The 12,201-nt window shown below is 59.7% G+C and carries 17 protein-coding genes; all 17 read right to left on the minus strand.

Annotated elements, in window-relative coordinates:
- Positions 1-66: 66 nt before the first annotated feature.
- The 17 genes from BAU07_RS18845 to BAU07_RS18920 all read right to left on the minus strand — a co-directional run bounded on the left by BAU07_RS18845 (position 67) and on the right by BAU07_RS18920 (position 12,194).
- Positions 67-660, minus strand: a complete 594-nt coding sequence (locus tag BAU07_RS18845) for a tail assembly protein (protein ID WP_066660849.1) — start codon at positions 658-660, stop codon at positions 67-69.
- A gap of 46 nt (positions 661-706) precedes the next feature.
- Entirely contained in the window at positions 707-1,129 is a 423-nt protein-coding gene (locus BAU07_RS27205; protein ID WP_157122324.1) for a hypothetical protein, read from the minus strand.
- A gap of 12 nt (positions 1,130-1,141) precedes the next feature.
- Positions 1,142-1,918 (minus strand): C40 family peptidase, encoded by a 777-nt coding sequence (locus BAU07_RS18855; protein WP_066660857.1) that lies wholly within the window; start codon positions 1,916-1,918, stop codon positions 1,142-1,144.
- A gap of 9 nt (positions 1,919-1,927) precedes the next feature.
- Entirely contained in the window at positions 1,928-2,653 is a 726-nt protein-coding gene (locus BAU07_RS18860; protein WP_066660858.1) for a phage minor tail protein L, read from the minus strand.
- Between the two features lie 2 nt (positions 2,654-2,655).
- Positions 2,656-3,201, minus strand: a complete 546-nt coding sequence (locus tag BAU07_RS18865) for a hypothetical protein (protein ID WP_066660859.1) — start codon at positions 3,199-3,201, stop codon at positions 2,656-2,658.
- On the minus strand, positions 3,198-4,478 hold the full coding sequence (locus BAU07_RS18870; RefSeq protein ID WP_066660860.1) for a hypothetical protein: 1,281 nt from the start codon (positions 4,476-4,478) through the stop codon (positions 3,198-3,200). Before BAU07_RS18870 ends, BAU07_RS18865 begins: the two co-directional genes overlap by 4 nt.
- Positions 4,479-4,814 (minus strand): phage tail protein, encoded by a 336-nt coding sequence (locus tag BAU07_RS18875; RefSeq protein WP_066660861.1) that lies wholly within the window; start codon positions 4,812-4,814, stop codon positions 4,479-4,481. It abuts the gene before it with no gap.
- Entirely contained in the window at positions 4,814-7,645 is a 2,832-nt protein-coding gene (locus tag BAU07_RS18880) for a phage tail tape measure protein (RefSeq protein WP_066660868.1), read from the minus strand. The genes BAU07_RS18875 and BAU07_RS18880 overlap by 1 nt, the downstream gene beginning before the upstream one ends.
- A 2-nt stretch (positions 7,646-7,647) precedes the next feature.
- Positions 7,648-7,893, minus strand: coding sequence for a DUF1799 domain-containing protein (locus tag BAU07_RS18885; RefSeq protein WP_066665553.1), 246 nt, complete (start codon positions 7,891-7,893; stop codon positions 7,648-7,650).
- Positions 7,894-7,955: 62 nt separating this feature from the next.
- Positions 7,956-8,267, minus strand: coding sequence for a phage tail assembly chaperone (locus BAU07_RS18890; RefSeq protein WP_066660871.1), 312 nt, complete (start codon positions 8,265-8,267; stop codon positions 7,956-7,958).
- Positions 8,267-8,920, minus strand: a complete 654-nt coding sequence (locus BAU07_RS18895; protein ID WP_066660874.1) for a phage tail protein — start codon at positions 8,918-8,920, stop codon at positions 8,267-8,269. The genes BAU07_RS18890 and BAU07_RS18895 overlap by 1 nt, the downstream gene beginning before the upstream one ends.
- 62 nt (positions 8,921-8,982) lie before the next feature.
- On the minus strand, positions 8,983-9,336 hold the full coding sequence (locus BAU07_RS18900; protein ID WP_066665554.1) for a DUF3168 domain-containing protein: 354 nt from the start codon (positions 9,334-9,336) through the stop codon (positions 8,983-8,985).
- Positions 9,326-9,865, minus strand: coding sequence for an HK97 gp10 family phage protein (locus tag BAU07_RS26895; RefSeq protein WP_084025862.1), 540 nt, complete (start codon positions 9,863-9,865; stop codon positions 9,326-9,328). The genes BAU07_RS18900 and BAU07_RS26895 overlap by 11 nt, the downstream gene beginning before the upstream one ends.
- A complete protein-coding gene (locus BAU07_RS18905; protein WP_084025863.1) occupies positions 9,858-10,217 on the minus strand; it encodes a phage head closure protein in 360 nt (119 codons plus the stop codon). The genes BAU07_RS26895 and BAU07_RS18905 overlap by 8 nt, the downstream gene beginning before the upstream one ends.
- Positions 10,214-10,555 (minus strand): head-tail connector protein, encoded by a 342-nt coding sequence (locus tag BAU07_RS18910; RefSeq protein ID WP_066660877.1) that lies wholly within the window; start codon positions 10,553-10,555, stop codon positions 10,214-10,216. Before BAU07_RS18910 ends, BAU07_RS18905 begins: the two co-directional genes overlap by 4 nt.
- A 2-nt stretch (positions 10,556-10,557) precedes the next feature.
- A complete protein-coding gene (locus BAU07_RS18915) occupies positions 10,558-10,887 on the minus strand; it encodes a hypothetical protein (protein WP_066660880.1) in 330 nt (109 codons plus the stop codon).
- 71 nt (positions 10,888-10,958) lie between these two features.
- On the minus strand, positions 10,959-12,194 hold the full coding sequence (locus BAU07_RS18920) for a phage major capsid protein (protein WP_066660884.1): 1,236 nt from the start codon (positions 12,192-12,194) through the stop codon (positions 10,959-10,961).
- Between the last annotated feature and the right edge of the window lie 7 nt (positions 12,195-12,201).

Consider the following 12,201-nt stretch of genomic DNA (forward strand, 5'->3'; position numbering starts at 1 on the left):
CGCTAGACGAAGGGGGATAAAGAAAGGCGCCCGAAGGCGGCTCTTGTTGCTTGAAATTCCCGCTCTTCATACCTGATCTTCCGCGTAAATGCCGCCGGATATAACTACGCTGCCAACAATCCCTTCTCCGGCGAAGTACGGGACTGGGTTTCCTTGCGCAGTAGTATTTACCGGCCCATTGAAGTTGTAGCTGGCGCCGTTGTCTGGTCCGTCTTTGGCGCTGAGTCCACGTTGTTGTGGAGAAAGCATTTGCACCACCCCACCTAAGGCAAGCACCGCACCGATCTTCATCAAGGGCGCACCAGCCGCGGCCCCGACGCCGGTATATGTCAACACGGCGCCTACAACGACGAGAACGACCCCTACGATGGTCTGCAATAAGCCTGCACGCTTGGCGCCGGTGATAACTGGTGCAATGCGGATTGGTTCCTCGCCTACCGGAAACTCTAGGGCATCCTCCCCGATGTTCCTGCGCCCGATGAAGCAAGCGTATGCAACGCCTTTTGACTCGCTATTCGTTAGCTCCTTCTCGAAGCCGGGCAGCAACACGCACAACGCCCGGATAGCCTCTGCGGTGCTGGACACCGCCAGGCGGTGAGACCTTCCAAACTTGGTGCCTAAGGAGCCGTACAGCCGTATCGTTCTAAGTTTCTCGGACATAAAAAAAGGCCACCCTGCGGCGGCCCTCTCCAGATCGTTTACGCTTTTAAAGCGTGGTAGGCAATACGTCGATGTTGCCGTCTTGGTCGCTGAATATCCGATATGCCTTCTTTGTGTCTGGCACAAGAACCGCGTCGCGCTCCCGCCGACCTCCAGTTCCATCACAGAGGCCACGGCCCACGTACGCCGTACCAAAGACAACCGGGCCGGGCGGAATATACAAAGTCGCCCGCTCAGCCGGCGCGAGCGACGTAGCTAGTTTCCCATCGACGAAAAACCCCATGGCGCAGCCGCTGCCAATGTATCCTTTGTCGCGGGTCACGACGACGGTCGTATAGGAACCAGATGGCGGGGAACCGAACATCAAAACCTGCTCCGCGCCAGCAACCTTTACATCGCTTTCTGCCGGCGGCGTGGTGGAACATCCGGCCAGAATCGCCAATGAAGCTACCCAGAGAAATGCTCGCATGTCAGCCTCCCGTTATTTTCCGCGACTATAACGCAACCGTAGCCGAGTCATTTCTTGCCAATGACCTCCATATACCACTCGCTCGGAAAGCCGCCCATACAGATGGTGCAGCATGGCATCCGGCACCGGGTGTAGGTCTGGACACTCCTTCAGAGTCGCTGTACCCAGATAGATGCCAGCATGGTTCGGGTCATTGGGTGACCGATACTGCATCACGATCACATCGCCGGTTTGCAGCGGCTCGGCCTCCGTCATTGGCCGGAAACCGGCCTCTTCGTAGTGCTTGACGTACAGGTTATCGCCTTGGTTCCACCAATCGTCGCGGCGGGCGAAATTCGGTAGATCAATGCCTTGCTCCCGCTTGTACCAGTCCCGCACCAGGGTATAGCAATCAAGAACCCCATGCGCGAATGGGCGGCCAAGAAGGGGCGCTTGGTAGCCTTCTGGGGCCAATCCGCGGATCTCGCCAGCCGTCACCACTCCGTCGACGCCCTTTGCCACCGCCGCGATATACCACGGCAGCCCGCTCGCCTCGCACGAAACCAAGTCCGCCGTACTGGGCTCCGCACTCTGGTCCGGATGGGAGTGAATGACCGCGATAATCTGGCCGGCATCCTCCGCCGCTGCGTAATCCTCCGGGCAAAGGATGAAATGCTCCGTCCCGGCAGCAGTGTTGCGGCAAGGCATATACCTTTCGGTCTGGCCGTCGAGCACTACCAGGCCGCAAGCCTCTCGGGGATATTCGGCGATGGCATGGGCGCGGATGGCCACTATCGTCTTGCGATTCATGTTGCGCCCTCAGCGAATGAGATCGGCCGCAGGAAAGCCGCCGAAGTTGATAATCTCGTACTCGCCGAACCGCTTCTTGCAGTCCGTTATGAGCCCAGAGCATCTATCAAGCGCCGGGTCGCTCACGGGGTTGCCTTGGATGTCGAACATCCGCGATCCCGTATAGGCGCAATACGGCCCGCGGTAGCCCCCCTTTTGCAGCCAGCCGCAGACATTGGCGATGATCTGCCGGCCCGGGAGCTGCTTACCAGCGAAGTCGAGCGGGCTCGAAAGTTCGAACTCCACAACCTCCGCCGTCTCGGCTGTTTTCTGCTGGATAATCCAGTTCTCGGGCGGAAGCTGTTCATTTGGATCCGCTGTTGGGTTACCGCCCGGGAAGTTGGCCGCATCAAGATATTGACCGAGCGTTCTGGTCGCTGTGATCGTGGCACCCACGAGGTCATCCAACACAAGGCATAGCGACGATATGACGCCGGGAATGGGATTTCCTTCCGCATCCCTCCCAATGTTCCCAACTGAGAGCGTAGGCGTCGGCTGCTGGCCCTGGCCCGTTTGTTCGAAACCCTGCGCTTGTATTGCCCAGGGGTCAAACTGGTTTCCCTGCCACCAGATCGGCCCGATTTGGGTGTAGCCATGGAATCGCATGATGTCGCCACCAATGGCGGTCATGTCGAGCGTGAAGAGCTCTACCAGTGCGCCAGGCTCTAGCTTCTGTACGTCCGAATAGATGCCCACGGCTACTCCCAGACAATCACTTTCACTGCCTGCACTGTCGTGGCAGCACTGATGGCGTCCTCGTAGCTCTGGCGCTTACCGGCGATCTGGGACGACAGCGTCTTGTAGGCGTCCGCCTTGGCGGAGACGCGCGCCATGAACTCGGACAGCGGCATGGGGTTGCCCTCGGTGTCCAACCGGTTCGCCGCCGCGTTCGCGCACCAGGGAACAAGCGCCGGCACGCGGTCTTCTTCCGCGGCGGCCTGCCAGGCCCTCGCTTCGTCGGCCTGCGTAGCCCACGTCAGTCTTTCGAAGTCTGGGTAGACCGACATGATGTCGTCGATAGCGGATTGCGCGGCGGCGTTGATCAGGGCGACCTGGTCGCGCTTCACCACGTTCAGGTCTACTGGGACGTGAGCGTCGTAGACTGACAGCACCTCCTGACGGGCCTCTTGCGGCATCTGGTCATCGAAATTAATGGTGCCATCGGGAAACCACACGAAGCGCCAGTCGGACACTCCCGCCAAGCGCAATTCGTCGAGAAAGGATGGACCGATTTGTTTGCTCATAGTCGTGTCGTGGCCGAAAAGTTGAGCTGGTATTGGCAGCCTACCGAGCCGGATGCTACCCACACGGTCACCCCGGCCGATAGCGCGGCATCACCAGTATTGGTGAACCCAAAGTCCATAGAAGCAGTTGAGAACTGGTTGGCAGTACTGGGCTGTACGATGCCTGGGTAGCTCACTATGTTCGTAGTGCCGATGGCCAGCGCGTAATAGCCGGCCTGCAGGGCTTGCGAGGTTGTTCCCGCTCCGCTTACCTTCATGTCGAGAGTTTCGCCGGCCCAGCACATTATGCGTCGTCCAGTTGCAAAGACTGGAGTCGTGGAGGCAGTAGCCGCACTTGGGACCGAAGATGTCACAGTCTTGGGACGGCGATTGAAGAAACTGCCAATGCAGCGCGCGGACAGCGAGTCAATGATCTGATTGCTCTCCATGGTAAAAAACCCAACCAGCAGCCGGGAGGGATCGCCCGGCTTCACCACGTCGCCGGTAGCAGCGTACACCGCGCCGGGCGTAGTGCTGTACTCCAGCCCCAAAGAACCGCTGTTGTCGTACGCATACAGATAGTTGACTGATCCCTGAACTATTCCAGTAGGGACTATCTCAACCCCAGATCCAGGGATCGGCAAGTGTTTGTCTAGCACGGTCAGTCGGCTGCCCCTGAACCGCGACAGTCGAACGGAATTGGCCGCCCCACCCCCCTCCACATAGCAGTCGGCGTACCTCACCAACGGAAGATACCCATTGAACGTAGTATTGAACTCGCACGGACCAAGACCGACTATGTATATCGGACCAACATCGGTCGTGGGCCTGCCGGCGTACGTATAAACGCGCAACCGATTCGACACGACACTCAGTACGCGTGCTTCGGTGAAATACTTGTTGGTGACCCCTTCAGGCACGTTGTCGGTCGTGCCAGGGCTGGCAACGATTTCAACGTATGCGGAACCACTCCAGCGATATTGAACGTTATTCAGGCCGCTTGAATCGTTCAGTACGACGTAGATTTTCCCGGACTCGCCAGGCTGAGGCAGAGCCGCGTTGTTCTGTACTTCGACAACGTCGTCGACGTAGCTCGGCAAGTTAACCGCCGGCACCTTGGCGTCTGCTCCCAGCGGCGCCACGCCGTTTACTGCGCCTCGCTGACTCGTCGGGATAGCAGCGGCCACACGCCCGTCAAGGTCTTGAAAGTTCGCATTCGCCTTGACGAACGCGGTCCGGATTGGATCGCCGGTTCCGTCATTTGGGGCGGTTCCGACGTTGATTTGTTGAATAGCCATTTACGCTGCGAACGCCTGTTGAAAGGTTGCCGAGATCGTGTAAACGCCGCCGCCCACTGGACTGGGGCTGTAGCCAACCACCTTGTAGAGCCCAGGCCCACCGATAGGCGGGGTCCATTGGAATGCCTTGTAGCCAGCGTGCCGGTCGAAGAAGGCCACGATCAGATTTGCCTCGCTGCGGGTCAGCCCGACGCATTGAATCGGCCAGGTCTGTACCTTTGCGTTGATTCCGTCTGCCGCATCCTGCTTGTAGCCGTCGCCAAATTGTGCCGATAGGGTCCGGAGGGTAATGGTCCCGACAGGTTGCCCAATGGTTTTCCAAGCGAATGTTTCCATCAGGCGGGCCTCCCGTTGACGGCATTCCAACTCGAGCCGCCCTGCTTCCAGGACATTGCAATCTGCCGGTCAATGTATGTGCGCACTACATCCGACAAACCATTGGCGAAGTCGTTGGCTTGCCCCTCCTGGGACTCCTGACCATCCGCTTGGTAGTTCACCGTCAGGTTTACCGTCGTGCCGCCTGGACCAGCGCTAGGACCACTGGAAATCGAGGTGCGCAGGGGCGTCACATACCCGCCGTCCGCGTAGCCGCGGTTGATCTTGTCGAGGGCCGCCACGCCTAGGCGAGACGTAGCCTCTGCATTAAGGACATACTCGCCTTTGTGCACGATCCCAGCGGGTTCGTACTTGCCCCCAGGGCCGGTATAGCCGCCATCATCGAAGTACATGATTCCGGAGTCACCAGCCGACGAGGAAACGCCGTTCACCATCCCCGCAGAGGAAAGATCGCCCGCTGTTGCCGAGCCAAGCCCCGAGCTCCCACCGCCAGCAATAGCTCCCGCGATGCTCCCAATCGCACCAACGATGGCTTGCTTCGCTGCAATCCTGGCCAAGTCGGAAATGATGGAGTTAGCCAAGCTCTTGAAGTCGAGTTTCCCCGTGGTGACGAAGTTTGAGAACGCTTCCTCCATCCCACCGGTGACGGACTTGAATGCCTGGCCTGCTTGCTCGTAAGCGCTGGCGCCTTGATCCACGAAGTCGGCGTACGCATGTTCGAACCCCAACACCCAACTTCCTTGCAGTTTGTCCTGCTCCACGTAGAAGTCGGTCAGTGCGCCGAGGCGATCATTCAAGGCTTGGCGCAAAGCGGCAGATTGCTGTTGAAAACCGTCCTCGCTGATCTGCCCGCTCGTGCGCTGTAGCGTTACTTGGTCTAGTTGGCGGGAATAGTCTCTGTACAAACCTTGCCGAGACCTAAGTTGCTGCTGCTCTTTAGTCCCCAGACCAAACGCTGCAAGCTGGTCGCCATACTGCTGCCTATCGTTTGCAAGCTGCAACGATAGGGATTGCTCCAGAGCCGCGAGCCGGACGCTCTCCTGCCGAGTCTTGAGCGCCTTCTCGTCTGCGACGTTTATGTCGAGCGCAGCGCGCAATTCGTCCTGCCGGGCGAGCAGGCTCTTCTGGTCAGCCGTCAGAACCGACTTGGTTTTCAGGTCAGCAATCTGCTGTTCGAACTCAGCCCGCTTCTGTGCCCAGGTTCCAAGCTTCTCCTGGCTATCCAATTGCGCCTTGAGGGCAGCATCACCCTCTCGGAAACTCTGTAGAAGTTTCGTGGCAGCATCGTCTGTGTACTGCTTGACCGCGGGGTCCTTGTACTTCTCATTGATCTGTTCGATCAGCTTTTGCTGATCCATCAGGCTCATCCCAGTCAATTGGGCGTCCCGCTGAACCTGCGCAATCTCCTTGTCCCGCTGTTCCTTCTTGGTCTGGGTCTCTTGCTTCAAAGCGTCCAGCCGCTGCTGGGCTGCAATCTTTTCGGCTTCCCTGCGCTTGCCGACACCGATAATCGCCGCCTCATCCGCCTGCTGCTGAAGCATTTGGATTTCGGCGATCAGGCGTGCCTGTTCACGCTCAATGTTTCGTGCGGCACCCCTCGATGCTCTGCCACCGTCACCGAACGCCGCTCCGCCGGCATTCGTGCCGAAACCCTGGGTGGCGTTCAGTTGCGCCAGCCGTGCGTTTGCGTCCTGCAGACGGGCGTTGAGGTCGCTGGCGGTAGGAGCTCGACCGACACCTTTCATCGCCTCCCATGCGTTGCCGGCTGCGGAGGTGATTGTGTTCCATGCGGTCTCAAGCGTCCCGAGGGTTCGCTTTACGTCGTCAGCTTGGCGCTTTACGGCGGCGGCGTAGGTATCCTGCGCCAGAGAGACCGCTTCCTGGGTGCGACCCTGCCGTTCAAGAGCGGCAATCTGCTCGTAGACCGCTGCCGTCAGGAAGTTGTACTTCTCGTTGAGTGCCGCGAGGGCCTCGGCAGGCTTGGTCCGTAGAGAATCGAATTCCTTCAGCGTGGCGTCGATGGCCTTGCCGGTGGCTTGATTCATCTCCACCGCAGCAGTGGCTATAGCGCCAATGTTCTGGCCGGCACCAGCGCCAGCGGCTGCAATCTGGTTGAGCGCATCCACTGCCTTACCGCGGGACCCGGTGACACCGCCTATGCTGGTGGCTAGGTCGGAGAGTTGGCTCGCGGTCTGCCCCGAGACATTGCCGCTCAGCGCCAGAGAACGCTGAAACTGTTGCGATTCACCGGAACCAGCGCTATAGGCCGCCGCCAATGCCGCGACAGCTCCTGCGGCCAGCGTGTAGGGATTTACGAGGCCGACAATGGTGCCTGCAAGGCTCCTTGCCGCGGGCGCGATCCCGCCAAACATATCCTTCAATTGGCCGCCCTGCTGGAGCAAGACTGTCAGGGGATTCTGACCGCCCTGAAGGCTTACAGCAATGTCGGTGAACTGCGCCGGCACGCCGCGAAGCGCCGCCGCCTGCTGGGCAGCGCTAAGCCCGTAGCTATTAAGTTGCTTCCCGGCCGCAGCCGCAGCCGTACCCGTCGCTGCAAGCTTCGTCTTGAGCTCGTCCAGAATGGCTACGGGGACGTTCTTCAGTGCTGCGTTGTAGGCAATCTGCTGTTGCCTCGTCAAACCCAGCGTATCGGCTTGGCGGATCAGCCCATCGACCTGGCGCTTCTGTGCTGCACTAAGCTTCGCGTACTCAGCTTGAGCGGCAGTCGACATATCGCTGACGCTGCGCTTCGCTGCCTTGATCGCCGAGTCGAACTGTGACGTATCAACAACGATTTCAAGCTTCGCGGAGCCTAGACTTTCTTCTGCCATGTTCAACTCTTGTGGAAATACTCTAAGGCGGCGCGCTCTATGACGCGGATTGCATCCATCGCTTCGTCATACTCATCTTCTGTCAGCCGCAAACGATCTAGATCCCTGTAGATCACCGCATAGTCAAGCCCGACTGGCCCTGAAAAGCCCATCCGCCACTGTGTGTGATTACGTGCGAACACGCTGAATGGCAATTCACTGTCCGGCCAAAGCTCCACCACGGGTCGGGGATAATCCTCCAGGCGCATGCCAGATCTGGCGCAGTCTTCGGCGGTGGGCGGCGCCCAATAGAACGCCTCCACCGCCTCCGTCAGTTTTTTTTGCGGGCCACCGCCAAGGCTTCGCCGTACGCATTGATGATCGCGAAATCTGCCCCGGGCTGATGCTCCCGAAGCAATTCGACGCCGGCACGATCCAGAGCCACATCCGCGTCCCACTTCTCGAGGATCTCCAGGACCAGGCCGCTGGAGTCCAGATCTCCGTCGCGCATCTTGGCGAGCAGCTCCGCGTACTGGGTACTGGTCTTGTGCCGGAAGGTGACTTCGAGTTTCTGCTCGCGCCCCTGACCTACGATAGTGATCGTCCCGTCAAAAGTCGGATCCGCTTTGACTTTGAAACTCATCAGGCGGCCTCGTAGCGGATCGGATCAGCGAGCAGGGACAGCGTGAACGTGTTCTGAAGATTCACGTTCACCGCACCGGTCGGAACCTTGTTGAAGGACGGATAGCCGTAGTAGAGGATCACGGCTCCGTTGGGCAGCGTGGCGCGGACCACCACCGGCTCTCGCGCGAAATCGACGTCGATCAGGGCGTCATACCACGGTTTGTCCGGGTCATAGTCCATCAAGAACGTCAGCGTGATCGGATTCTTGAAGGTCGGTTTCTGGCGCTGCCGGCTGCTCGCGTCTTCGACGTACTGATATGTGAAGTATTGCGGATCCCCGCCGGCCGTCTGCACGTCGGTAACTTGGTCCATCCCCACAAATCCAGAGGCGATGCGCACGTTGCCGGCGCCCTCTCCGGAGGGAAAGCGTGTGGTGCTGGTCGTGTTCACCCCTTCAAGGGTGAAGCTGTCCGCATCGGCGGCCGCGGAGCGCGCCACGGTCCCATCGAGCTCGGACCAGCCAGACCCGATAACCAGGATAGAGCCATCAGCAGGAGGCGCCACGGCAGTTGCCACGGCGGGGTTGGCATTGGACACCGCCGTAACCGGGATAGCCGCCGCCAGTGTCGTCGACACAGCGTATTTCGTGCCGTTGATGAAAATGGAAGACATGGGTTCCTCTCACAAAAGAAAAACCCGGCACGTGGCCGGGCGGGTTGAAAGCGGTCGTTGATCTACCGTTGATGCCAAATGCCGAAATCCTGCCGGGTTCCGTAGAGATTCAGGTTTTCCTCGTACACCGCCGTGAAAGCGCCGTAGGGCTCAGCCGCAAACTCACTGGCGCAGATGGCGGCTTCCACTTGGCGGGCAATGGCGTTAGATTCCAAGCGGGTGCGGCTCCACACATAGACTTGGATCCGCGCATGATCCTTGTCCCGCTGCGCCTTTTCGACATACCACTTCGCGGAGCCGCCTACTTGCTGGTAGACGATCAGAGGGTAGTCCGGGGCGGCAGGCGTCACGTCTGGATAGACCCTACCGCCAGCGAAAGACTCAAGCAGGGAGTGAAAATCACCTTCAAAGCTCATCGCGACCCTCGCTTGCTGTGCCACGCAACAGTTCTGGTAGCCGCTGCCTGCCTCGCTCTATCATCGCTTCCTTAGCGCGGCCCTGAGCCGCTGTATACGCCGGACGCAAGAATGGATAGGCAGGAACCCAAACGGGATCATCTAAAGCGCCATGCCCGCCGTGGTCTTGAGGGCCATTGCCGCGGGTTTTCCCGCCTAGCAGGCTTTTCTGCGGCTTACCATCGATGAACCTGTTGTATCTCCAGTGGCCGAACTCGACCAGATGTCCATGAGGGGCCTTACTTGAATTCCAAGACACCGCATACCGGATAACGGTCGGCGTAGATCGGCCATCCTCGAAGGCGAGATAGATAGAGTCGCGCAGGGTGCCGGCCGCAACTGGCGCGCGAGCCTTCGCCTCATCGCGCAGTACCTGTCCGCCGGCAACCGCCATCGAGCGTGCGAGGCTTTCGCGAGCGGGTCCCATCAGCTTTCCCAATGCAGCGTCCCAGCCCGATGTGTCGAACTTTGCAGTCGTTCCGTTAGCCATTGCTACCGCCCTGCTCGCACACCAAATCCGTCCAGTCCCGCCTCGCGTAGTCCATGCGAACTTGCCGGATGTCGAATGGATCTCCCATGGGTTGGCCATTCTTCAGTTGGATCACGCGCATTCCGGCATCCAACCCCTCTCGGAACCGGATGCGGAAGCTATAGGCGTTGATTGAGGCTGCGACGTTCTCCTGGATGCGGGTGATAGCGCCCATGCCAGTTTGGCCGACAGGTTTTGACCACACAGTGGCGACTGGCTCCCATACGTCCACGGGCTGCCCCGCCTCGTCCTGTCCGGAGACGCGCTGTTCAATTCGGATCTGGCGCGTGAGATCACCCGCTGCCAAGCTCATATGCCCATCCCAATACGGTACGGCTGGAGCAGCGCCCTAGACCCCATGGGCAGTTGCACCGCTGCAGCCGTCTGACCTGAAATCACGTCTTCGCGATTTCGGTAAAGGTGACCAAGGAGCAGCAAGATTGCCGCTTTGATCATGTCGTTCACAACCATGGGATCCTCGCCCGCCTTACCGGCGAGGACTGCAGCAGCCATCGCGGGTTCGTCCTCATAAACTCTACGGTTCAGGAACTCCATGGCGGCGATCTCGGCAGCACCCAAATAGATCGAGATATCCTCGGTGCTGTCAGTCCGCAAGTGGGCGACGGCTTGCTCCAGCGTGACGAGTGCCATCGCTACTGCCTCGTTCCCAACGCGGCGATTGCCGCCTCGATCGCATCGAGGACGCCCTTTCGGTTCTTCGCGGACTTCTCGGCGTCCAGGAGAGCGGTCAATTGTTCCACGTCGCCGATCCTTCCGACCTGGTCTATCACGTCGGGCACGGTTTTGGAAAGAAGCGTGGAAGAGTCAACCGCCGTTTCGGGAATGGCTTCCGCCGTGTCCGGCTGGACCAGCCCCCTTGCCACGAGCTCGCGACGGTGCTGTTCGGTAGTTGTGAACTCAGTTCGGGCGGTTCCCTCAAAGAGGACCGGGCGGAGCGTCTTGACCTTGACTGCATCGCTCATTGCATCACCTTGAAAAGAGTGTGGGCGCCGCACGGGCGCCCACGTCGGTTGGACAATCCGCGCGGTAGGGCTTAAGCGCCGGGGGCGACGGGAGCGGTCAGCGTGCCGTAGATGAACGCTTCAGGCCGCTTGACCGCCAGGGCCACGCGCTCTTCGCCGCGGATGGTGATCATGTTTTTCTCGAAGTCGTCGTTGTTCTCGCTGGAGATAACGACGTTCGCATCCTCGCGGTCGAACAACTGCGCGCCGTAGGCGAACGAGCCGGTAAGGAACTTGCCTTGGAACGCAGCAATCTCGGTCGCTACCACGGGCAAATTCCACAACGACGGTGCCGCCGTGCCTTGGGGATTGCCAATGATGTAGCGACCCAGGCTGTCCTTGGTCAGCTCGATACGGGCCCAATCGATGAAATGCAGAACATGGCCCGTCGCCGGGATGCGCGCCAGCTGCGCCTGCAGCATGGCCAGGCGTAGATCGTCGATCGTCGTCTGATTCTCCAGCGTGAACGCCGGGTCAAACGCGGACGCCTGCGGCACGATTCCGTGCAGGTGAACGCCCGTGCCGTCTCCGAACAGAATTTCCTGTTCTTCGGAGAACTTGAGGCCGAAGCGCATTTCAGCGTCGACAAGGCTCTGCAGCTGCGCAAAGTCATCCAGAATCTGTTTGGACGCCTTGAAGAGGTGCGCAATCGTTGCCACGGGCGTGATCTTGGTGGCGAACGTGATTTCCGATTCCGGCTTTTTGGTATTTTCTGCCACCACAGCAGAACGATTGGTGAAACCGGTCTGCTGAACCCAGAATATCGCCGGCGAGGTGGTGCGACCCGGCGCGATCAAGTCGCGGATGAAGAGGCGCTGCTTTGGTGCCATATCGATGCCCGGCAGCCGCTGCGGTTCGACGACACCCTCCGCGACGCCCGGGCTCAGAAGGGCCGCGTTTACGGCGAAGCTCGCGCGCAGCCGTTCATTGCTGCTGACTCGGGCCTTGACGTCTTTCAAACTCTCGCTTTCGATCAACTGCTGGCCCCAGCTCTTGAGCGTGGCCTGGCTGCCGGCGCCGCCGGGAATACGCGCGATGGCCTGCTCGGCCTCGCCAAGTTCCGCCTTCAGCTGTTCCTGCACGGCGCGCAGGCCATTGAACTCGCTGGCGATCTTGTCCACCGCAGCTTTCGTTTCGGCAGAAAGGGTGCCGGCGTTCTTGGCTTCCTTGATCGCATCTTCGGCCTTGCGGCTGAACTCCTCGCTACTGGAGTTCAGCTTCTTCGTAACGTCGTTGAGCAGGTTGATAAGTTCCGAGTGGTCGGACATGGTGATT

This window comes from Bordetella flabilis (genome assembly GCF_001676725.1).
Lineage (GTDB): Bacteria > Pseudomonadota > Gammaproteobacteria > Burkholderiales > Burkholderiaceae_B > Bordetella_C > Bordetella_C flabilis.